We start from the raw sequence: 20,446 nt of genomic DNA, 5'->3' as shown, positions 1-20,446 counted from the left end.
GCGGGCCGCTCGGGCAGGGCACGATGATCCAGGTCGACGGGCAGGCCTGCGTCGTCTGCCCCTGGCACGGCAGCACCTTCCAGTTGAAGGACGGCAAGGTCGTACACGGCCCCGCCAGCACCGACCAGCAGGTGCTGCCCACGCGGATCACCAACGGCGTGCTGGAGGCCGCACTGCCCTGACCACAGCAAGGCCGGCGTGCCCAGCTTCTTCCCGCTCTGGGTGATCGTCACCCATTTCCTCAACATCTTCTTCCTGCTGCTGGCCCGCTCCGGAGTTCGTCGCCGGCTACCAGCAGATCGGCATGGGACAGGGCGGCTGGCGCGAAGACCACCGGTTCTAAGCCAACGAAGCCGGCATCTGAACCGGTCAGGTAGTTGGCGTAGCAGCCGGCACGCTGGCAGCGGACGACGGTGTGCCGTGGCCCGACCGGGCCGGCCCGGGCAGCGCTCGCCCGCGGCGGGAACGGCAACCGGTTGCCGCCACGGCCGGGGGCCGTTCCAGGCGGCGAGCGTGAGCGTGGTCATAACGGCTGGACGACTGTCCGTACCGGGCTGCTAACCTCTTGCGCAGGTCATGAGCGCCAGCGTCAAGCCCCGGCTTGCTGGCCGGCAACCCTCCTCCGCGGTGGGGTGCCCCGGGTGAAGACCGGGCACCGGAGCGAATCCGGTGCAAGCGTGGCCTGGTCCCCAGGTCAGCAACGACCCGGGAGAGCCAATGTCGTTCCACCACACCATTCCGTCAGTCGGCCTCACCGTGCCCGACGCGTCCGTCCGGCGGCCCGAATCGCCGGCGCTGACCCGGCGTCGGCACGTCGACATGATGTTGGTGTGCAGCGCCGGCTGTCCTGCCGGCGCGCGGCGCTGACCGCACACTCTCCCGCCAGCCCGAACCCTCCAGCGGCGTGCCCCTGCGGCGCGCCGTCGGCGGCGCGCGTCCGTGCTCCGCCGAATACCGACATCCGGAGACACCTGTGCGATTCCTTTCCCTGACCCGGTTGGTCGCCGTCGGCGCGGCCGCGATCCTCGGTGCCACCGCCCTCACCGCCTGCGGCGACGACGCCTCGTCCGGCGCGGACAACCCGTACGACCTGCTCCAGCCGGGCGTGCTGCGGGCCGGCACGCTCAGCGACGCCCCGCCGAACGTGTACCTGAAGGACGGCAAGTTCACCGGCTTCGACAACGACCTGCTCACCGCGGTCGCCGAGAAGATCGGCCTGAAGGTGGAGTTCGTCGGCACCGACTTCTCCGCGCTGCTCGCCCAGGTCAACAACCACAAGTTCGACGTCGGCAGTTCGTCGATCACCATCACCGAGGCCCGCAAGAAGACAGTGGACTTCGGTAACGGCTACGACTTCGGCTACTTCGGACTCGACGTACCGGCCGGCTCGCCGATCCACAGCTTCGACGAGCTCGCCGGTAAGCGGGTCGTCGTCGTGCAGGGCACCGTCCAGGACGACTACGCCAGCGGCAAGGCACTCGACCCGGTACGGGTACCGGACTACAACGGCGCGATCAACCAGCTCAAGGCCGGTACCGCGGACGCCTGGATCGCTCCGGCCGAGATCGGCGAGACGTCGGCCGCGGACAGCGGCGGGAAGATCGCCGTGGCCGCGAAGCTGCTCAGCCCCGCGCCGACGGCGTACGCGGTGGCGAAGGGGAACGACGCCCTGCGCGAGGCGCTGAACAAGGGCCTCGACGAGGTCATCGCCGACGGCACGTGGAACCGGCTCCAGGCCCAGTACTACCCGGGCCGGCCGATCCCGGCGGACTTCAAGCCGGGCAGCGGCACCGTGGCGGTCCCGGCGGCGCCCACCGCGTCCGCGTCGGCCGCGTCCTGACAGTACGGCGAGACGACCGAGCGGAGCGGTAGGAGAGACGAGAGATGGATCCGTTGCGGACCCTATGGGAGACGTTCTTCGACTGGGATTCGATGCGCGAGGCGCTGCCCGAGATGATCACCGTCGGGCTGCCCAACACCTTGCTCCTCGCGGTCTCCGCCGCTCTGCTCGGCTCGGTGCTGGGCATGCTGCTGGCCGTCGCCGGCATCTCCCGTACCCGGTGGCTGCGCTGGCCGGCGCGGGTCTACACCGACGTGTTCCGGGGGCTGCCGGCTGCCGCGACGATCCTGCTGATCGGCGTCGGCCTGGCGCCGTTCGGCATGCAGGTGTGGGGGCCGAACCCGTACCCGCTGGGCATTCTGGCGCTCTCCCTGATCGCCGCCGCCTACATCGGAGAGATCTTCCGCTCCGGCATCCAGTCGGTGGAGGCGACCCAGTTGGAGGGTGCCCGCGCGTTGGGTTTCTCCTGGGCTGAGGCGATGCGGGTGGTGATCATCCCGCAGGGCGTACGCCGGGTCCTACCGGCCTGGGTCAACCAGCTCATCGCGCTGATCAAGGACTCCAGCCTGGTCTACTTCCTCGGCCTGGTGGCCAGCCAGCGGGAGCTGTTCCGGATCGGGCAGGACTACGCGGCCACCACCGGTAACGAGTCGGCGCTGCTGCTGGCCGGCCTGTTCTACCTGGTGCTGACCGTGCCGCTGACCCACGTGGTCAACGCGATCGACGCCCGGCTGCGCCACGGCCGGCCCGTCGCACAGCCGACCGACGAGATCGACGACGCCGACCTGGCACTGCCGGGCGCGGCGGGAAGGAGCGGGCGATGACCGCCGCCACCAGTACCTCGGTCAGCCTGGCCGTACGCGATGTGCACCTGGCCTTCGGGCCCAACCGGGTGCTCCGCGGTGCCAACCTGGATGTGGTCCGCGGCGGGACGGCCTGCGTCATCGGGCCGTCCGGCTCCGGCAAGTCGACGCTGCTGCGGACGATCAACCGGCTCATCGAGCCGGACCGCGGCGACGTGCTGCTCGACGGGCGCAGCGTGCTGGCCGACGATCCGGACGCCCTGCGCCAGCGGATCGGCATGGTCTTCCAGCAGTTCAACCTGTTTCCGCACATGAGCGTGCTGCGCAACGTCACCCTGGCGCTGCGCCGGATCAGGAAGCTGCCCGAGGATGAGGCGGTGTCGATCGCCCGCGCCCAGCTGGAACTCGTCGGCCTGGCCGCCAAGGCGGACGCGCGACCCGGCCATCTCTCCGGCGGACAGCAGCAGCGGGTGGCGATCGCCCGCGCGCTGGCGTTGCAGCCGCAGGTGATGCTCTTCGACGAGGCGACCAGCGCCCTGGACCCGGAGCTGGTCAAGGGGGTGCTCGGGGTGATGGCGGACCTCGCCTCCGGTGGCATGACGATGGTGGTGGTGACCCACGAGATGGGCTTCGCCCGGGAGGTGGCCGACACGGTGGCCTTCATGGACCACGGCGTGGTGCTTGAGGCCGGTGAGCCGGCCGCCGTCTTCGAGGCGGCCGAGCACCCCCGACTGCGCCGGTTCCTGGCCCAGGTGCTCTGAGCCACGGGGTCACGCGTACCGTCGGCCGCTCCCGTGTCGACCGTTCAGTCGGGCAGCACGTGCGTGACGTAGCGGCGGGCCACCGTGGACAGGACGTCGTCCGGGTCGGCCGCCCAGACGTCGGCGTTGAAGATCTCCACCTCGACGTCGCCGGGGTAGCCGGCCCGCTCGACGGCCCGGCGCAGCAGCGGGAAGTCGATGTGCCCGTCGCCCATCATGCCCCGGGAGAGCAGGGTGTCCGGCGGCAGCGGGGTGATCCAGTCGCAGACCTGGAAGCCGGCGATACGGCCCCGGGCCCGATCGATCTGGCCGAGCACGTCCGGGTCCCACCAGACGTGGAACGTGTCGACCACCACCCCGACCTGCTCGGTGGGGAACCGCTCGGCCAGGTCGAGCGCCTGCCCGAGGGTGGAGAGCACCCCGCGGTCGGCGCAGAAGATCGGGTGCATCGGTTCCAGGGCCAGCCGTACGCCCCGCTCGGCCGCGTAGGGCGCCAGTTCGGCGATCCCGTCGGCCATGCGGTGGCGGGCCCCGGCCAGGTCCCGCGAGCCCTCCGGCAGGCCGCCGACCACCATGACGAGACAGGCCGCGGCCAGCTCCGCCGCCTCGTCGATGGCGCGCCGGTTGTCGTCGAGCGCGGGCCGCCGCGACGCCGGGTCGGCGGCGGTGAGGAATCCGCCCCGGCACAGCGAGGAGACCCGCAGGCCGGCGTCCGCCACGAGACGGGCGGCGGCGGGCGCGCCGATCCGCTGGACGGGCTCGCGCCACAGCCCGACCGCCGGCAGGCCGGCCCGTACGCAGCCGGCGACCGCCTCGGCGACCGACCAGCGCTCGGTGGTCTTCTGGTTCAACGACAGTCGGGCGAGCCGCGCGTCGCCGGGTGCCGGTGTCGGCACCTCGGCGGGCCGGCCGGAGGGGACGTCGACGGCGGGCACGGTGGACCGAGCCGGCCGGCCGGTCATCGCGGCACTCCGGCGACGTCGAGGAACGCCCGCAGGCGGGCGGCGGCGAGGTCGGGATCGGGCAGCAGCCGGGCGTCGTCGGCGAGCCGGGCCAGTTCGGCGAGGTGGAGCACGGATCGGGCGCTCTGCAGTCCGCCGACCATGGTGAAGCCGGGCTGGTGACCGCTGAGCCAGGCGAGGAACGCGATCCCGGTCTTGTAGTACCAGGTCGGCGCGGTGAAGATGTGCCGGGCCAGCGGCAGCGTCGGCGCGAACGTCTCGTCGTAACGCGGCAGGTCGCCGGCGTCGAGGGCCTGGAGCGCGGCCGAGGCGGCCGGTGCGATGGCGGCGAAGACGCCGAGCAGGGCGTCGCTGTGGTGCGTCCCGTCGCCACGGATCAGTTCCGGGTAGTTGAAGTCGTCGCCGGTGTACAGCCGGACACCGGCCGGCAGGGCGGCCCGCAGTCCGCGTTCGTGTCCGGCGTCGAGCAGTGACACCTTGACGCCGTCGACCTTGCCCGCGTGCTGCCCGACGAGGCCGAGGAACGCGTCGGTGGCGGCCGGCACTTCCGGCGAGCCCCAGTAGCCGTGCAGCGCCGGGTCGAACATCGGTCCCAGCCAGTGCAGGATCACCGGGCCGGAGACCTGTTCGAGCAGGCGCCCGTAGACCTCGGCGTAGTCCTCGGGGGCCCGGGCCAGCCGGGCGAGCTGCCGGCTCGCCATCAGGATGACCTGCGCACCGCTGGCCTCCACGACCTCGATCTGCTCGCAGTAGGCGGCGGTGACGGCATCGAGGGAGCCAAGGTCGGCCGGGGCGTGATCGGTGCCGGCGCCGGCGGCTATCCGGCCGCCCACCTCCCGGGCGGCCTCGGCACTGCGGGCGATGAGTTCCCGGGTGCTGGCCCAGTCCAGACCCATGCCACGCTGGGCGGTGTCCATCGCCTCGGCCACCCCCAGGCCGTACGACCAGAGGTGCCTGCGGAACGCCAGGGTGGCCTCCCAGTCGAGGGCCGCCGGTGCGCCGGGAGTGTTGTCGCCCAGCGGGTCGGCCACCACGTGCGCCGCGGCGAAGGCGACCCGGGAGGTGATCGGCCCGGACGGCCGCGGCCACCGGGCCGGCTCGGCCAGCCGCCGCTCCTCCACCGTCCCGTCGGAGCGGGGCAACCGCACCGAGGCGCTCATGCCGTCAACTCGGTCAGCTCGACGCGGCGCCCCTCCCGCGAGGAGCGGAGCCCGGCCTCGGCGAGTTGCACCCCGCGGGCGCCGGAGAGCAGGTCGTACGGGTTCGGCGCGTCCTCGACGACATGCCGCACGAACTCTTCCCACTGGACCTTGAAGCCGTTGTCGAGCAGCGCGTTGTCGGGCACCTCCTGCCACTGGTCGCGGAAGCGCCGGGTCTCCGCGAGGTCCGGGTTCCACACCGGCTTCGGGGTGACCGTCCGGTGCTGCGCCCGGCAGCGGTGCAGCCCGGCCACCGCGCTGCCCTCGGTGCCGTCGACCTGGAACTCCACCAGTTCGTCACGGTTGATTCGGACCGCCCAGGACGAGTTGATCTGGGCGATCACTCCGTCGTCGAGCTCGAAGATGGCGTACGCGGCGTCGTCGGCGGTCGCCTCGTATCGCTGGCCCTGCTCGTCCCACCGTTGCGGGATGTGCGTGACCACCCGCGCGGTGACCGCCCGTACCCGACCGAAGAGGTTCTCCAGCACGTAGTTCCAGTGCGGGAACATGTCCAGCGCGATGCCACCGCCGTCCTGGGCCCGGTAGTTCCAGCTGGGACGCTGGGCCGGCTGCCAGTCGCCCTCGAACACCCAGTAGCCGAACTCGCCGCGTACGGACAGGATGCGGCCGAAGAAGCCACTGTCGACCAACCGCTTGAGCTTCACCAGGCCGGGCAGGTAGAGCTTGTCGTGCACCACGCCGTTCTTCACGCCGGCCCGGCTGGCGTGCCGGGCGAGTTCGAGCGCGGCGGTCAGCGATTCCGCGCTGGGCTTCTCGGCGTAGACGTGCCGGCCGGCGTCCATCGCCTTGATGAGCGACTTCTCCCGGACCTGGGTCGACTGGGCGTCGAAGTAGACCGGGTAGTCGGCGTCGGCCAGCGCGGCGTCCAGGTCGGTCGTCCATCGGGGCAGGTCGTGCCGTTCCGCGATCTCGCGCAGCTTGGTGGCGTTCCGCCCGACCAGCAGCGGGTCGAGCTGCACCCGGGTGCCGTCGGAGAGCGCAACGCCGCCCTGCTCCCGGATGGCGAGGACGGATCGGACGAGATGCTGCCGGTAGCCCATTCGGCCGGTCACCCCGTTCATAACCACGCCGAGCTTGCGAGCGGCCATCGACGACCTCCTTGGGAAAGCGCTTACCGAGACGGTATGGCAGAGCGAGCCGCCGGTGCAAGCCCCGTCCAGATCGGCCGGCCAGCGCCGAATACGGTCGATCGCCGCAAATGAAAAAGGCGCAGGTCATCGGGGTTTGACGGCGCGATCGGCCGGTTCCTAGGCTGGCGGCGGACGATTTCCGACCGGCGTCCACCGGGAAGGACGGTGTCGTGACCGGTTCCGTCACGCTGCACGACGTGGCTCGGCGCGCCGGCGTCTCGCTGGCCACCGCGTCCCGCGCCCTCAACGGCAGCGCCAACCGGGTCGTCGGCGAGGAGCTGCGCGAGCGGGTGCTGCGGGCCGCGGCAGAGCTGCGCTACTCCCCCAACGCGCACGCCCAGGCGATGGCCCGGGGTCGCACCAACATCGTCGGCCTGTCGCTGCACGACATCGCCGACCCCTACTTCTCCGCCGTCGCCGCAGGCGTGATGCGCGAGGCCGAGGCGCACGGCCTGCTGGTCACCATGGCGAGCACCGAACGGCGCCCGGGTGCCGAGACCGACTACGTGGGGGCCTTCCGCCGACACTGGGCCAGCGTGGTCATCGTGGTCGGCAGCCGCACCGACGACCGGGCGGCCACCGACCAGCTGGCTGAGGAACTCGCCGCGTTCGAGGCCGAGGGTGGCCGGGCGGTGGCCGTCAGCCAGCCCCGCCTCCCGGTGGACACCATCTCGATCGACAACCACGCCGGCGCACAAGACCTCGGCCGCGCCCTGCACGAGCTCGGGCACCGGCGGTTCGCCGTGCTCGCCGGACCCACTGAACTGCTCACGGCGACCGAGCGGGTGGCCGGGTTCCGGGAAGCGCTGACCCGGCACGGCGGCCGGCTCGACCCGGAGCACGTCGTACCCGGTCCGTTCACCCGCGACGGCGGTTACGCGGCGATGCGGGAGCTGCTCGACCGGGACCCCGACGTGAGCTGCGTCTTCGCCGTCAACGACGTGATGGCGGTGGGCGCGATGGCTGCGCTGCGTGACCGGGGAATCGACCCGCCCACCGGGATGGCCATCGCCGGGTTCGACGACATCGCCACTCTCCGCGACGTCAATCCGGGGCTGACCACCGTGCGGATCCCGCTGGAGGAGATCGGCGCGCTCGCGGTCCGGCTCGCCCTCGACGACGGCGTGGAACGCCCCCGCGTGCACCGCGTCGCCGGCGAGGTCGTCCTGCGCGCCAGCACACCCCGCCTGCCACCACCCCGTTGATCAAGAGGTCGGCGGCCGTGACGATCTCCACGAACTCCGCCAACCTCTTGATCAACAAGAGCCTCGCCGCCCGGACGGGCGGTCAGGCCGCCGGAGTGCCGCGGACCGTGAGGTCACGCAGCCGACCGACGTTGTCGAAGGAGCCGAAGCCCACCCGACCCGAACCGAACGTGGTGTCCCGGGCCGTCATCAGCGGGTCCTTCGACCCGTCGACGTAGACCGCGATCTCGCCGGTGGCCGGCAGGTGCCGGACGCGGACGCTGTGCCAGTCGTCGTCCACGACGGCCGGTCCGGCACCCCGGGAGCGACCGTTCCACTGGTAGTCGATCCGCTCCCGATCCGCGTTGTCGACCTTGAAGATGCCGTTGTGCGGCAGGATCGTGTTGTCCGTCGACAGGTGCGCGTAGTAGAACTCCGTGTCCGAGCGGTAACCGAACACGATGATCACGTCACGGTTGGTCACCTCGACCGGAGTGTCCAGCCGCACCTTCGCGGTGATGTCCACCGCGCCGAAGGCCGGACCGGCGGTGAGCACGGCGTACTCGAACGGGCGGCGCGGGCCGGGCCGCTGCACGCCCGCCTCGGCCAGGACGACCTCCTTGCCGGTGAACTGCCACTTGGACGGGGTGACGGGCGCCCAGTTGGCCGGACGCATCGTGTCCCGGACCTTCGTCGTACCGGGCCGCCCGCCGGCGAACTCCCGGGTACCGGTCACCTTCCAGATCTTCCCGTTCGCCTTGGCCAGGATGTAGAGCTCGCCCTGCGCGTCGGTGCCGAAGCGCAGATCGACGCGGTTCGGGTCGCCCGGTGCGCCCGGGGCGGAGAGGTCCTGCATCCGTACCGGGGTGCCGGCGGCGTCGAAGAGCGCCAGCCGGTGGATCGGGGCGAGCCCCTCCCCCCGCCGCATCTGCTTCGCCTCGGTGTACAGCACCCGGCCGTCGACCAGGTCACCGAAGACGTACTTGCCACGCAGCGCGGGTACGTCCCGGCCCCGGTAGACGAACCCGCCGGCCACCGCGACGCCCACGTCGGAGGTGCAGTTCCAGCCGGCCGCCGGGTCGTGGTCGTACGCGGCCACCGGGTACGTGTAGCCGTACTGCTCGTCGTCCGCGGGGAGCGGGAAGAGCTTGTCGCAGGGACTGGTCGAGGTCTTGTCGAAGACGAACGCCCCCTCCCGCTCGCTCCAGCCGAAGTTGTCTCCGGCACGCACCTCGTAGATCGACTCGATGGCGTGCTCGCCGATGTGACCCAGGTACATCCGGCCGGTCTGCCGGTCCCAGCTGAAGCGGTGCGGGTCCCGGAAGCCGACCGCGTAGATCTCACCGAGCGCCCCCTCCCGCCCGACGAACGGATTCGACGGCGGAACCCCGTACCGGCCGTTCGCGGCGTTGGTGCCCAGCGGGTCGATCCGCAGCAGCTTGCCGTGCGGCAGGGCCAGGTTCTGCGGATCGGTGTTGCGCACGCCCAGCCCGCCGTCGCCGACGGCGAGGTAGAGCATGCCGTAGTCCGGGTCGTGCTTCTTCGCCGTCGGGTTGAAGTTGATCTCCTGGATGCCGTGCACCTGGCCGCCGAAACCGATCCGCAGCACCTCGCGGCGGCTGCCCGCGAAGGTGTCGGCCGCCGGGTCGCTCGCCGTCCACTCGGTGATGACGCCGTGGAAGAGCGTGCCGGTCTGCGACCAGTCCGGCACCTCGGTGGCGAGCGACGCCTGCTCGGTGTGGATCGTGTAGAACTTCCCGCTGCGCTTGAAGTCGGGGTGGAAGGCCACATAGCCGAAGCCCTGGCCCAGCCCGCGGCCGGAGAAGAACTTCGGCGCGAAGGTCGACGCGACGTCGAGGTAGACGTGCGGGACGCCGTTCTCCACGACGTACAGCTTGCCGTTGAGGTCGGGCACCGCGCGACGGCCGGAGCCGTCGGGGAACTCCATGATGGTGTTGATCCGGGCCTGCCGCATGAGCCGCGCGTCGGTCGGCGCCGGCGTCGGCTCGGACTTCGGGAACGTGGCGTACTCGGTGAGGACCAGCCCGAGGCGACTCTGGATCTGCGCCTCAGGTACCGGATCGTAGATCGCGTCGGCGGCGCGGGCGGGCGCCGCGGCCACCAGCGACAGGGTGAGGGCGGCGGTCGCGAGCGCCGCCGTGGCCGCCGATCTGCGCGGGCGGCGAGGGAAGATGCGCACGGGTCACTCCGTTCTCGAGGGACGGGGGACGGTGACGGGTCAGCGTCCGTGGGTCATGTGCCGGTGCTGCCGCTCGATCTCCCGCGCGTCGAGCACACGGTCGAGGAACATCAGCGAGTCCATCCGGCAGTCACACGGGTTCTGCTCCCGGTTGTCCTGCGGATAGCTGCCGCCGATCTTGATGCCGCGCGGATCGGAGGCGGTGGTGACGTGCGGGCCCGGTCCGCCGACGAGCCACGGGTCGTCGGTACGGGTGTAGAAGCCGGGCAGCGGTTCGCCGTCGCGGTAGAGCGCCATCACGCCGGTGCTGAAGTCGAACGTGGCGGCGAGGTGCACCCACCGACCGGCCGGCAGCAGGGTGCGCCAGTCCTGTGCCGTCGCGAACGTCTGGGAGCCGCCGCCGTCGAGCCGCCGGCCGAGCGCGACCAGCCGCAGTTCCCCGTTCACGTCGATGAGTTCCAGCAGGGCGCGTACGCCGTGCCCGTCGGAGTCGCCGGTCAGCACGCCGGCCAGCCCGATGGCGTTGTAACGGTCGTCGGGGTCGGCGGTGTTCGAGTTGGGCAGCGGCTCGGTCATCTCGACCTTGAACCAGCCCATCACCGTGGCGCCGCCGACGGCGTTGAACGCGCGCAGCGTACGCACCCCGCCGGCGGAGAAGATGCCGGCCTTCCAGTCGTCGTCGCCGGCGACCGTCGGCTCGACCTGCCGGGTCTGCAACGCGCGGCCACTGCCGGCGTACGCGCGGTCCGGCACGCGCATCGCCGGACCGCCGTTCACCAGCTCGATCTCGGTGCCGGAGCGGCCCTGGTCGCGTTCGAGCGCCTCGTCGCCGGGGACCGGATGGTCGAAGTCGTAGAAGGCGACCAGATCCTCTCGTAGGGACGGGTGGACGTCACGCGGGCCCGGCCGGAAGGCCGACGCGGGTGGCGCCACGACGCCGGCCAGTACCCCGGCCGCCACGACGGCGGCGGTGGCGGCGGCGACGGGTCCTGCTCTGGACATCGCGTACACCTCTCTGTGCCACGAACCTCGGCGGTCCGGTCCTGGTAAGCGCTTGCCGCAGCGGCCGGACCTGGCTATGTCGGTGGTGCGGTGGTGCCGTACGAGCGTCAGCGTTTCGGGACGACCGGCGGCCCGGCGGGCCGACCGCCGAGGTAGAGCTCGCCGAGCTGCGGATCCGCCAGCAGCTCGGACGCGGGGCCGGAGATGTGCACGCGGCCGAGGTCGAGGACGCAGCCCAGGTCAGCGGCCTCCAGTGCCCGGCGAGCGTTCTGCTCGACCAGCAGAACTGCCGTGCCCGCGTCCCGCATCCGGAGGACCTGCTCGAAGACGGTGGCCGTCGCCTTCGGATCCAGCCCCATGGACGGCTCGTCGAGCAGCACGACCTTCGGGTCCACCATGAGCGACCGGGCGAACTCGACCTGCTTCTGCTGGCCGCCGGAGAGCAGTCCGGCGAGGCTCCCCCACCGCTGCGCCACCACCGGGAACAGCTCCTTGACGAACTCGGCCCGGCGGGCGGCGAACGCCTTGTCCCGCAACGTGTAGCCGCCGAGGAGCACGTTCTCGGCCACGGTCATCTCGCGGAACACGCTGTGTCCCTGCAGCACGTGCGCCACGCCGGCGGCGAGCATCGCCTGCGGCCCCTGGCCGGTCATCTCCCGGCCGCCGACCAGGATCCGCCCGGACCGGGGCTTGAGCAGTCCGCTGGCCACCTTGAGCACGGTGGACTTGCCGGCGCCGTTCGGGCCGACCAGGCAGACGATTGACCCGGCCGGCACCGCCACGGACAGCCCGCGCAGCACGGGGGCGGCGCGCCCGTAGCCGGCCTGGACGTCGGCGAGTTCGATCTCAGACGCCAAGGTATGCCCCCAGCACGCGTTCGTCGGAACGGATGACCGACGGCGGCCCTTCGGCGATCGGTCGCCCCCGGTCGAAGACCACGATGTGGTCGCTGATGCTCATCACCAGGTCCATGTTGTGCTCGACGATGACGAAGGTGCGGCCCTCGGAGTTGAGTTCCCGGACCAGGCCGCCGATCCGGTCGAGCAGGGCCGGGTTGACGCCACCGGCCGGCTCGTCCAGCAGGACCGTCTCCGGGTCGCTCATCAGCACGCCGGCCAGTTCCAGCAGCTTCTGCTGCCCCCAGGACATGTTCCGCGCCTCGACGTCGACGAGGTGCTCGATGCCCAGCCGGGTCAGCCAGCCGCGCGCCCGGTCGACCTCGGCCCGGCCGCGCGCGCCCCGCAACCGACCGAGCAGACCGCCAGGGCGTACGGCGGCGAGCACGTTGTCCAGCGCCGACATGCGGGGAAAGACCCGACAGAGCTGGAAGGTACGGCCGATGCCGGCGTGCGCGACGGCGTGCGGGGCGGCCCGGGTGATGTCCCGCCCCCGGTAGACGGTGCGTCCCGAGTCGGCGCGAATCATGCCGGTGACGCAGTTGAAGAACGTCGTCTTGCCCGAGCCGTTGGGCCCGATGAGCGCATTGACCTGCCCGTGCCGGAACGCCACGCTGGCGTCGTCGAGGGCCACCACACCCCCGAACGCCTTGGTGAGGCTCTCGGTCCACAGCGCCTGGTCGGTCATGCTCGCTCCCTGGTGGACGGTGTGCCGGGGCGCGTCGCGGCCAGCTCGGTCTCCGCCCGCACGGCGCCCTCGCGCTGCTCGCGCAGCTCGGCGGCGGTCACCTCACGGATCGACTGCCGCGCCGGGCGGAACCGGTCGATCCCGGCGGCGACCGCCGGCAGCACCCCGTCGGGCATGAAGAGCACGACGAGGGCGAGCAGCAGGCCGGTGGCGACCAGATGCAGCGGGGTGCTGCCGTACGAGACCTTGAAGTACTCCAGCGCCGTGCCGACGACCAGCGCCCCGAGCAGCGGCCCGAAGAGGGTGCGCACGCCGCCGAGCAGGGCCATGAGCACCAGGTAGGAGCCGGTCAGGATGGAGAACTGGAAGACCGGGTCGAGGTCGCCGAACCAGAGCGCGTACAGGCCGCCGGCGGCGGCGGTGAACCCGGCCGACACCACGAAAACCACGAGTTTGTAGGCGAACGTGGGGATCCCCAGCGACTCCGCCTTGTCCTCGTCCTCCCGGATCGCCTTGAGCCCGAGGCCGAACCGGGAACGGTCGATCAGCCACCAGACCAGCAGCGCCAGCGCCAGCAGCGCGGCGAAGAGAAACCAGAAGACCCGGTGATGCTCGGGACGCAGCAGGTCGGGGAAGGGGCGCGGCACGGTCAGCCCGCGCGAGCCGCCGGTGAGCGAGGCCCAGCTCTGGAACACCAGCAGCATGACCAGCACCAGGGCGATCGAGACGATGACGAACGAGGCGCCGCGTACCCGCAGCGCCGCGTACCCGATCGGCACGGCGAGCGCCGCGACGACGAGGGCGGCGACGCCGAGCGCCAGGAAGCTGGGCAGGCCGGCCTCGGTGACGAGCAGGCCGGTGCCGTACGCGCCGAGCCCGGCGAGCGCCCCGTGCCCGAGCGAGATGTAGCCGGTGAAGCCGCCGACGAAGTTCCACGACGTCGACAGCAGGGCGTAGTTCAGGACGAGGATGCCGGCCGAGAGGATGTACGGGTTCGGCGCCAGCGACGGGAACGACAGCACGGCCGCGACGAGCGCCACGAGCAGGGCGGCCCGGCCGGCCCGGGTCGCGGTGACCACCGGTCGGCGGACGGTGGTGGTCGAGGTCGGGTCAGAAGCGCTGCGCAAGCCGGCCTCCGAAGAATCCCTGCGGGCGGAACGCCAGCGTGGCGAGGAGCGCGAGGTAGAAGACGGTCTGCGCCCAGGTGGTGTTGAGCGGGATCTGTAGCAGGCTCTGGGTTAGGCCGAGCACCATGGCGGCGGCTGCGGCTCCGGGCACGCTGCCCAGCCCGCCGACCACGATGATCGCCATGAGCGGCCCGATCCAGTGCCAGTGCAGCGACGGGTAGATGGTGGTGTCCAGGGCCAGCGCGGTACCGCCGACGGCCGCGGTGGCCAGCCCGATGCCGAAGCCGTGACCGGCGACCCGGTTGGTGTCGATGCCCACCAGCCGGGCCGCGTCGGGGTGCTGGATGGTGGCGCGCAGCGCCCAACCGAACGTGGTGCGCTTCAGCAGCAGATAGAGAGTGAGCAGGGCGGCCGCCGCGAGCCCGAACGCGATGAGCTTGACGACCGCGATCCGCGCGCCGAACAGTTCGAGGTTCGCCGTGCCGTACCCGAGCCGGATGCGGCGTTGGGTGCCGGTGAAGGCGTACCCGAGCAGCCCCTCGATGATGACCGCGATGGCGAAGGTCAGCAGCACCGACATCATGGTCAGCGTGGCGGGACGCAGCCGGGAGAGCAGGCCACGTTGCAGCAGAACCCCGGCGGCGAAGAAGAGCGGGACCGTGAGGACCAGGGAGAGCAGCGGGTCGACGCCGAACCGGGTGTGTGACCACCAGGCCAGGTAGGCGGCGAGGATGAGGAACGCCGAGTGAGCGATCATCACCACCCGCATGATGCCGAAGTAGAGCGTCAGGCCCGAGGCCAGCAGGGCGTAGAGCCCGCCGAGGAGCAGGCCCAGGACGACGCTCTGGAAGATCAGCGCTCCGGAGGTCATCGCCTTTACCAGGCCGGCTTGGGGTAGACGATGTCGGCCTCCTTGGCGTCGGCCGGGAGCACGATCTGGATCTCACCATCGACCCACTGCTGGATCATGTGTGCGCCCTGCGGCTTGCCGGTGGCGTCCCAGCTCAGCGGGCCGACGACCGTCTCGACGGTGTTGCCGCGGACCCACTCGATGAGCTTCTGCTGGCAGTCGCCCTGCTCCGCGCAGCCCACCGCGGTGATCGCCGCCGCGACCACCTGGCCGGTGGTGTAGGCGTTCGCCTCGTCCTCCTCGGGCGGCGTACCGAACTGGGCGGTGTACTTCTGCACGAACTCGACGTTGCTGGGGTAGGGCGCCTGCTGGGTGTAGCCGGTCGGCGCCAGTATCCCCTCGGTCTTGTTGCCGATCGCTGCGGCGAACTCCGGGCTGGTCGGGGCCGTGGAGAAGGCGGCGAGCTTCGGCTGGTACGCGAGTTGCTGGAGCGCGACGATCAGGTTGACGCCGTCCTGGTACTGCGAGCCGCCCACCACGAGGTCCGCCTTCGACGAGGCGATCTTCGCGGCGATGCCGCTGAACTCGGTGGTGTTCGGCGGGTACACCTCGTCGACGACGGTGCGGATGCCGCCCGCTTCGAGCTTCTCCTTCAGCCCGTACGCCGTGCCCTGCGCGAACGGGTCGTCCATCGCCGCGTACGCCGCCGTGGTGGGCCGCTGCTCGGCCGGCAGGCCGAGGAGGTACTGGGCGAGGTGGTTGTAGTGGTCGTTCGCGACGGCGGGGGCGGCGTAGAACAGGTTCTTGAAGCCCTGCTCGAAGACCTCCTCGGCCGCGCCCGCGGGCTCGACGAACAGCATCCCGTACTCTTCGGCGACGCGGGCGGCCGGTACGACGAGCCGGGTCGAGAAGGGACCGACCACGACGTCGACCTGGTCCTGGCCGATCAGCTGTTCGTAGTCGGAGACGACGCGGTCGGCGTTGGACTGGTCGTCGAGGATCTTCAATTCGACCGGCCGGCCCAGCAGCCCGCCCTTGTCGTTCACGATCTTCGCCCAGGCCTGGTAGCCGCGCTGAACACCCTTTCCGGGCTCGGAGAAGTCGCCGGTGAGCGGCAGTGAGATCCCGACCACGATCGCGTCGTCGGTGGAGGTCGATCCCTGCTCGCCTCCGCCGCAGGCGGCGAGCGCGAGGGTGGCCATCGTCGCGCCGAACGCCGTCGCCCATCTCTTCTTTGTCAACCGGGTGGACATGCTCGGACGCTCCTTTGCTCCGGGCTGGAAGCGCTTGCGAAAGCGCTTCCGTACTCTAGGGTGTGTCCTACGTCACTGGCAATAGATAGTTGTGCCGACATCGATGTTTCGGGAGAGTCGCTGATGCCCAAGCCTGGCTCGAGGTTGCGCCTCGTCGACGTCGCGGAGCGGGCGGGAGTGTCACTGGCGACGGCGTCTCGTGCCCTGTCCGGCCGCGACGGGGTCAGCGCGGAGGTCGCCGAACGGGTACGGCGGGTCTCCCAGGAACTCGGCTACGTCGCCAACCCGTACGCCCGCACCCTCGCCGGAGGCGCTAGCTCGACGGTGGGCCTCGTCGTGCATCAGGTGGACGACCCGTACTTCTCCGAGATCGCCGGCGGGGTCATCGAGGTCGCCGCGGAACAGGGGCTGCTCGTGCAGATCTGCCACTCGGGGCGTGACCCGCACTTCGAGCTGCGCCAGATCCGCCATCTCATCGCGCAGCGGGTCGGCATCATCCTCATCGCCGGCTCCGGCTATACCGACAACCGGGTCGAGGCGGAGACGAAGGCGGAGCTGGCCGCGTACCAGAGCCTCGGCGGACGGGTCGCGGTCATCGGCCGGCACTCACTCGGCGCCGACGCGGTACTGCCCGACAACGAGGCCGGCTGCCGGGCGCTCACCGAGCACCTGCTCGGGCTGGGGCACCGGCGAATCGCCGTGGCGGCCGGTACCGAGGGACTCACCACCGTCGCCGACCGGCTCGCCGGGGTCGCCGCGGCGTTGCGCGGACACGGGCTGGACCTCGCCGAACTGCCGGTGGTGCACACCGACTTCACCCGGGAGGGCGGACGGGTCGCGGCCGAGCGGATCCTCGGCGAGCATCCGGAAACGACGGCCGTCATCGCGCTCAACGACGCGATGGCGATGGGGGTGCTCGCGGTGTTGCGTGCCCATCGCATCTGCGTGCCGGAGCGGGTGTCGGTGGTCGGCTTCGACGACGTCTCGGTCGCCGCCGACCTGGCGCCCAGCCTCACCACCGTCCGGCTGCCGATGACCGAGATGGGGCGCACGGCGCTGGCCCTGGCCCTCAAGCCCAGGTCGAACCGGCCGCGTCGGCGCCCCACCGGGCACACCCTCGTGGTCCGCGACTCCACCGGCCCGGCGCCCGGCGTGCCAGCCGCGACATCCTGGTTGTAGTGGCCTCGACTCCCCCGTCAGGCCACTACAACCAGGACCGTGCGTGATCAAGCCGGATGAGCGGCCCGCAGTCAACGACAGCGGGTGCAGCGGGGCCGGCGTACGCGTCAGAAGCCGGGGAAGACGCTCCGCAGCTCGTCCATGCTCACCGGCCCGGTCAGCCGTACGCTCTCCGGCGTGTACTGCGGGCCGAGGCGTCCCACCGTGAGGCGCAGCCACGCCTCGGCCGGCGCCACCAGCTCGCCGTCCGGCTGCTCCGGCGCGTCGGTCAGCTCGACCCGCTCGCCCAGCCGCAGCCCGAACACCCGGGACGGGTCGTCCAGCCGCACCGTGAGGGTCGCCTGCCGTCCGCCGAGTACGTCCGGCCGGCTCGCCCAGCCGAGCAGCATCCCCACATTGTCGAGCAGCAGCGGCACCGCCTCCCCGGACACCGTCGCGGACGGGTCGAACCCGACCTCGACGTCCCACCGGTGCAGGGCGAACTCGCTGAGCCGCATCCGGGCCGCGGTCGCGACCTCCACCGGCTCGGGAAGGAAGCCCAGGTCGATCCGGAGCTCCGCCCGGGCCGTCGGGTCCAACGACTCGTACTCCTCGACGAGCCGCGTGTTGGCCTCGACGAACCCGGCGGCCTGCTCGGCCGGGGACATGGCGTCCCAACGGGTCCACACCGACTTGTTGAAGTCGCCGCCCGGCGCCGTGCCGCCGGACGTCGCGGCGCGTACCGCCGCCAGGTTGATCTCCGCGCCGCTGCCGAGGTGACTGAGCACCTGCGACACCTGCCAGTCGCTGGCACCGGAGGGCCGGACCAGGTCCTCCTGGCTCAGCTTCCCGACGAACGCGACGAGCGCGTCGTGCCCACTACGCAGGGCCGATATCGTCTGGTCCGCGATCGAAGACATGTCTCTCCTGTTCATTGCTCGGCGCCGCCGCGCCCCGCGACCTACGGAGCTGGCCGGTGACCGGCACCGCTGACCATCATGCCGCGCACCCTCGGTGCCGCGTGCGGTGCTGCGGACCTTCCCATGCTTTACTCTCGACGCCTTCGATCCGCACGCGCCCGCAGACGCCGAGGTCGGTACCGTTGGTGGCCCGTCGGCTACCGACCGTTTGCGGCTCGCACCGGACGGCGACGGATGTCCACGCACGACGGGGCGCCCCGCGGGGGAGCGCCGGGTCGGTGATGGCCTCCGTCGGCACGGCGGTAGCGTTGCGCGACCCCATGCCCCGTGGGGACGGCACGATCGTACGGAGGATGTCGGATGTCCAACGGCGAAGAGCCGTTCACGGTACGCGATCACCGCGTCTCGCGGCCCACCTTCGAGCTGACTCTGCGCGGCTACGAGAAGCGGCAGGTCGACCGGTACATCGAGCAACTCGACGCCCAGATCACGGCGCTGACCACCGACCGCGACCGGGTGACCGGTCAGGTCCGGGACCTGACCGCCCAGATGCAGCAGCTGCACACGGAGCTGACCGAGCTGCGCCACCGCCCCCACCAGCCCGACCGCGCGTCGTTCCGCGATCTGGGCCCGATGGTGGACCAGATCCTGGCCCTGGCCGAGAAGCAGGCCGGGGCGATCACCGACGCCGCCGCGCAGCACGCCGGGGAGCTGCAGGCCGAGGCGGAGCGGACGCTGGTCGACGCACGCGAACGGGCCACCCGGACGCTCCAGGAACTGGAGGAGGAGCTCTCCGCGCGCCGCAGCGAGCAGGAGAAGGCGTACGAGGAGCGCCGCACGGCGGTCGAGACCGAGATCGCCGAGATCCGTGAGGCGGCGGAGAAGCTGCGCGCCGACGGTGAGGCCGCACACGAGCGGGCCCGCCAGGAGGCGAAGCGGATCAGTGAGCAGAGCGCGCAGCAGGTCGAGCAGGCCCGGGCCGCCTCCGAGGCGCTGACCCGCGCGGCCCGTACGCAGATCCAGCAGGAGTTGCAGGCCGCCCGGAACAAGAGCCAGCAGGAGCTGGCCCAGTGGCAGGCCAACATCGAACGGGACGTCAACGAGCGGCGGGCCGCCGCCGAGCAGGAGATCGCCGAGCAGCGGGCGACCGCCGAGCGGGAGATCGAGAACCAGCGCAACGCCGCCGAGCAGACCATCGGCTCGCTCATCGCCGAGGCGCAGCAGTACGCGACGGAGGTGCGGCAGCGGGCGGACGAGCAGGCCATCGCCCACCACGAGCAGCTCACCGAGTTGCAGCGGGAGATCGCGCTACGCCAGCAGGCGCTGGCCCAGGTGGAGTCCGAACTGGGCACCGCCCAGCGCGACCTGGCCGGGTCGCGCCAGGAGCAGGCGGCGGCGGAGCACGAGCTGGGCACGGCGCAGCGGCGTCTGGAGGAGGTCCGCCACCAACTCGCCGCCGAGGCGTCGCGCCTCGACGAGGCGCGCCGGGCCGCCGATCTCGCCGAACGGCACGCCAAGGACGTCCGCGCCCGGGTGCAGCGCGAGGCGAAGCGGGTCGCCGACCTCGCCGCGGCGGCGGTGATGGCGGCCGCGGCCGGCGGTGCGGAGACGGCCGAGTATCCGACGGTGGCCGCGCGCGAGTCGGGCCGGCGGCGGGCGAACGGCGGGCCCGCGCACGCGGACGTCGAGCCGTCGACCGCGTCCGGCGAGGAGCCGCGGGTGCGGCCCGCCGCCGAGCAGAGCGCACCCGCCGAGCCGCACTCCGGGGCCGAACAGACCGCCCAGCCGGAGGCGCACCCCTCGGCCGAGCAGACCGCGCCCGCGCAGACGCAGGCTCCGGTCGAACAGGCCGGGCACCCGATGCCGGCACAGCCGGGCGAGCAGCAGCTCCCGGCAGCCGGCAACGTGATCGTCCCCGAGCGGGCGTAGGTCCTGCCGGGCGAAGGGTGGGTCGGCGCGGGCGCGCCGAAGGGGTGCGTCCCCGTCGACCCGCCCGCGCGTGAGGACCGCTGGGAGACGCGCTCGCTCCCCCGCCGTCAGGTCGTGCCGAAGAGCGCCGCGTAGCCCGACGGCAGCTGGGTCATCAGGTCGTTCAGCTCGCCGTCGCTGATCGCGTCCGCCACCGTCGACAACACGGCGCCGGCGTCCCACTCGGCCGTCCGGCTGGTCGCCCCGGTCCCGGCGGCGATGCGCTGCAGGAACTCCTGGACCGACAGTTGCAGCGTGGGCTCGTGCGCCTCCTCCATGATCTCGGCGATGCCGTGCGGGAGCTGGGCGGCGAGGTCGTGCGCCTCGTCGGGGGTCAGGCGGGCGGCGAGCACGACGAGTACGGACCGGATGGCCTCCTCGGCCTCGGCGGCGCTGGCGTACTCACCGCGCTCACGTACCGTGGCCACGAACTCGTGGTACTTCACGACGTCCCCCTTCGCCGGTCGCCGATGGTCCCGCGCCA

Annotated in this window: 19 protein-coding genes and 1 riboswitch; of the genes, 7 read left to right on the top strand and 12 right to left on the bottom strand. The window is 71.8% G+C overall.

Annotated features, from left to right (window positions below):
• The 4 genes from ABZS42_RS19375 to ABZS42_RS19360 form a co-directional block, all read left to right on the top strand.
• The coding region (locus ABZS42_RS19375; RefSeq protein WP_355147088.1) for a Rieske 2Fe-2S domain-containing protein at positions 1-182 on the top strand (182 nt) is incomplete at its 5' end.
• A 390-nt stretch (positions 183-572) separates the two neighbouring features.
• Positions 573-684, top strand: a riboswitch (SAM riboswitch).
• Positions 685-973: 289 nt separating this feature from the next.
• Positions 974-1,840 carry an ABC transporter substrate-binding protein gene (locus tag ABZS42_RS19370; RefSeq protein ID WP_355147086.1) on the top strand — a complete coding sequence of 289 codons (867 nt, stop codon included), beginning with the start codon at positions 974-976 and terminating at the stop codon, positions 1,838-1,840.
• A gap of 44 nt (positions 1,841-1,884) precedes the next feature.
• Positions 1,885-2,664 carry an amino acid ABC transporter permease gene (locus ABZS42_RS19365; RefSeq protein WP_355147084.1) on the top strand — a complete coding sequence of 260 codons (780 nt, stop codon included), beginning with the start codon at positions 1,885-1,887 and terminating at the stop codon, positions 2,662-2,664.
• Complete coding sequence (locus tag ABZS42_RS19360) at positions 2,661-3,404, top strand: amino acid ABC transporter ATP-binding protein (protein WP_355147082.1); 744 nt, start codon at positions 2,661-2,663, stop codon at positions 3,402-3,404. Before ABZS42_RS19365 ends, ABZS42_RS19360 begins: the two co-directional genes overlap by 4 nt.
• A gap of 44 nt (positions 3,405-3,448) precedes the next feature.
• Here ABZS42_RS19360 and ABZS42_RS19355 read toward each other — a convergent pair whose 3' ends face one another.
• From ABZS42_RS19355 to ABZS42_RS19345, 3 genes are read right to left on the bottom strand one after another with little or no spacing between them, the layout of a single operon-like run.
• Positions 3,449-4,366: a sugar phosphate isomerase/epimerase family protein gene (locus ABZS42_RS19355; RefSeq protein WP_355147080.1), complete on the bottom strand. Its 918-nt coding sequence runs from the start codon at positions 4,364-4,366 to the stop codon at positions 3,449-3,451.
• Positions 4,363-5,526: a dihydrodipicolinate synthase family protein gene (locus ABZS42_RS19350; protein WP_355147078.1), complete on the bottom strand. Its 1,164-nt coding sequence runs from the start codon at positions 5,524-5,526 to the stop codon at positions 4,363-4,365. Before ABZS42_RS19350 ends, ABZS42_RS19355 begins: the two co-directional genes overlap by 4 nt.
• Positions 5,523-6,674, bottom strand: a complete 1,152-nt coding sequence (locus ABZS42_RS19345) for a Gfo/Idh/MocA family oxidoreductase (protein WP_355147076.1) — start codon at positions 6,672-6,674, stop codon at positions 5,523-5,525. Before ABZS42_RS19345 ends, ABZS42_RS19350 begins: the two co-directional genes overlap by 4 nt.
• A 212-nt stretch (positions 6,675-6,886) precedes the next feature.
• Here ABZS42_RS19345 and ABZS42_RS19340 point away from each other — a divergent pair, with 212 nt between their 5' ends.
• Entirely contained in the window at positions 6,887-7,921 is a 1,035-nt protein-coding gene (locus ABZS42_RS19340; RefSeq protein ID WP_355147074.1) for a LacI family DNA-binding transcriptional regulator, read from the top strand.
• An 82-nt stretch (positions 7,922-8,003) separates the two neighbouring features.
• Here ABZS42_RS19340 and ABZS42_RS19335 read toward each other — a convergent pair whose 3' ends face one another.
• The 7 genes from ABZS42_RS19335 to ABZS42_RS19305 all read right to left on the bottom strand — a co-directional run bounded on the left by ABZS42_RS19335 (position 8,004) and on the right by ABZS42_RS19305 (position 15,916).
• Positions 8,004-10,100: a PQQ-dependent sugar dehydrogenase gene (locus ABZS42_RS19335; RefSeq protein WP_355147072.1), complete on the bottom strand. Its 2,097-nt coding sequence runs from the start codon at positions 10,098-10,100 to the stop codon at positions 8,004-8,006.
• Between the two features lie 39 nt (positions 10,101-10,139).
• A complete protein-coding gene (locus ABZS42_RS19330; protein WP_355147070.1) occupies positions 10,140-11,102 on the bottom strand; it encodes a LamG-like jellyroll fold domain-containing protein in 963 nt (320 codons plus the stop codon).
• Between the two features lie 107 nt (positions 11,103-11,209).
• Positions 11,210-11,959, bottom strand: a complete 750-nt coding sequence (locus ABZS42_RS19325) for an ABC transporter ATP-binding protein (protein ID WP_355147068.1) — start codon at positions 11,957-11,959, stop codon at positions 11,210-11,212.
• Positions 11,949-12,686 carry an ABC transporter ATP-binding protein gene (locus ABZS42_RS19320; RefSeq protein ID WP_355147066.1) on the bottom strand — a complete coding sequence of 246 codons (738 nt, stop codon included), beginning with the start codon at positions 12,684-12,686 and terminating at the stop codon, positions 11,949-11,951. The genes ABZS42_RS19325 and ABZS42_RS19320 overlap by 11 nt, the downstream gene beginning before the upstream one ends.
• A complete protein-coding gene (locus ABZS42_RS19315; RefSeq protein ID WP_355147064.1) occupies positions 12,683-13,813 on the bottom strand; it encodes a branched-chain amino acid ABC transporter permease in 1,131 nt (376 codons plus the stop codon). Before ABZS42_RS19315 ends, ABZS42_RS19320 begins: the two co-directional genes overlap by 4 nt.
• Positions 13,797-14,684 carry a branched-chain amino acid ABC transporter permease gene (locus tag ABZS42_RS19310; RefSeq protein WP_355147062.1) on the bottom strand — a complete coding sequence of 296 codons (888 nt, stop codon included), beginning with the start codon at positions 14,682-14,684 and terminating at the stop codon, positions 13,797-13,799. Before ABZS42_RS19310 ends, ABZS42_RS19315 begins: the two co-directional genes overlap by 17 nt.
• 5 nt (positions 14,685-14,689) lie before the next feature.
• The gene (locus ABZS42_RS19305; protein WP_355147060.1) at positions 14,690-15,916 is read right to left on the bottom strand and encodes an amino acid ABC transporter substrate-binding protein; all 1,227 of its coding nucleotides are present in this window, start codon (positions 15,914-15,916) and stop codon (positions 14,690-14,692) included.
• A gap of 123 nt (positions 15,917-16,039) precedes the next feature.
• Between ABZS42_RS19305 and ABZS42_RS19300 the strand changes: the two genes are divergently transcribed.
• Positions 16,040-17,095 (top strand): LacI family DNA-binding transcriptional regulator, encoded by a 1,056-nt coding sequence (locus tag ABZS42_RS19300; RefSeq protein WP_355147058.1) that lies wholly within the window; start codon positions 16,040-16,042, stop codon positions 17,093-17,095.
• 107 nt (positions 17,096-17,202) lie between these two features.
• On the opposite strand, the gene ABZS42_RS19295 is transcribed toward ABZS42_RS19300, so the two are convergent.
• A complete protein-coding gene (locus ABZS42_RS19295; RefSeq protein WP_355147056.1) occupies positions 17,203-17,994 on the bottom strand; it encodes a maleylpyruvate isomerase family mycothiol-dependent enzyme in 792 nt (263 codons plus the stop codon).
• Positions 17,995-18,354: 360 nt separating this feature from the next.
• On the opposite strand from ABZS42_RS19295, the gene ABZS42_RS19290 reads away from it, so the two are divergent.
• The gene (locus ABZS42_RS19290; protein WP_355147054.1) at positions 18,355-19,923 is read left to right on the top strand and encodes a hypothetical protein; all 1,569 of its coding nucleotides are present in this window, start codon (positions 18,355-18,357) and stop codon (positions 19,921-19,923) included.
• A 107-nt stretch (positions 19,924-20,030) separates the two neighbouring features.
• On the opposite strand, the gene ABZS42_RS19285 is transcribed toward ABZS42_RS19290, so the two are convergent.
• Positions 20,031-20,408, bottom strand: a complete 378-nt coding sequence (locus ABZS42_RS19285) for a DUF2267 domain-containing protein (RefSeq protein ID WP_355147052.1) — start codon at positions 20,406-20,408, stop codon at positions 20,031-20,033.
• Between the last annotated feature and the right edge of the window lie 38 nt (positions 20,409-20,446).

Source organism: Micromonospora sp. NPDC005367, assembly GCF_040606825.1.
In the GTDB taxonomy this organism is placed as follows: Bacteria; Actinomycetota; Actinomycetes; order Mycobacteriales; family Micromonosporaceae; genus Micromonospora.
The sequence above is the reverse complement of the archived record's forward strand: the minus strand, read 5'-3'. Positions and strand labels throughout refer to the sequence as shown.

Excerpts from the sequence above, each read along its gene's own strand:
- ABZS42_RS19365 (WP_355147084.1), top strand. The coding sequence starts at position 1,885 with ATGGATCCGTTGCGGACCCTATGGGAGACGTTCTTCGACTGGGATTCG.
- ABZS42_RS19360 (WP_355147082.1), top strand. The coding sequence starts at position 2,661 with ATGACCGCCGCCACCAGTACCTCGGTCAGCCTGGCCGTACGCGATGTG.
- ABZS42_RS19355 (WP_355147080.1), bottom strand. The coding sequence starts at position 4,366 with ATGACCGGCCGGCCGGCTCGGTCCACCGTGCCCGCCGTCGACGTCCCC.
- ABZS42_RS19350 (WP_355147078.1), bottom strand. The coding sequence starts at position 5,526 with ATGAGCGCCTCGGTGCGGTTGCCCCGCTCCGACGGGACGGTGGAGGAG.
- ABZS42_RS19345 (WP_355147076.1), bottom strand. The coding sequence starts at position 6,674 with ATGGCCGCTCGCAAGCTCGGCGTGGTTATGAACGGGGTGACCGGCCGA.
- ABZS42_RS19330 (WP_355147070.1), bottom strand. The coding sequence starts at position 11,102 with ATGTCCAGAGCAGGACCCGTCGCCGCCGCCACCGCCGCCGTCGTGGCG.
- ABZS42_RS19320 (WP_355147066.1), bottom strand. The coding sequence starts at position 12,686 with ATGACCGACCAGGCGCTGTGGACCGAGAGCCTCACCAAGGCGTTCGGG.
- ABZS42_RS19310 (WP_355147062.1), bottom strand. The coding sequence starts at position 14,684 with ATGACCTCCGGAGCGCTGATCTTCCAGAGCGTCGTCCTGGGCCTGCTC.
- ABZS42_RS19305 (WP_355147060.1), bottom strand. The coding sequence starts at position 15,916 with ATGTCCACCCGGTTGACAAAGAAGAGATGGGCGACGGCGTTCGGCGCG.
- ABZS42_RS19300 (WP_355147058.1), top strand. The coding sequence starts at position 16,040 with ATGCCCAAGCCTGGCTCGAGGTTGCGCCTCGTCGACGTCGCGGAGCGG.
- ABZS42_RS19295 (WP_355147056.1), bottom strand. The coding sequence starts at position 17,994 with ATGTCTTCGATCGCGGACCAGACGATATCGGCCCTGCGTAGTGGGCAC.
- ABZS42_RS19290 (WP_355147054.1), top strand. The coding sequence starts at position 18,355 with ATGTCCAACGGCGAAGAGCCGTTCACGGTACGCGATCACCGCGTCTCG.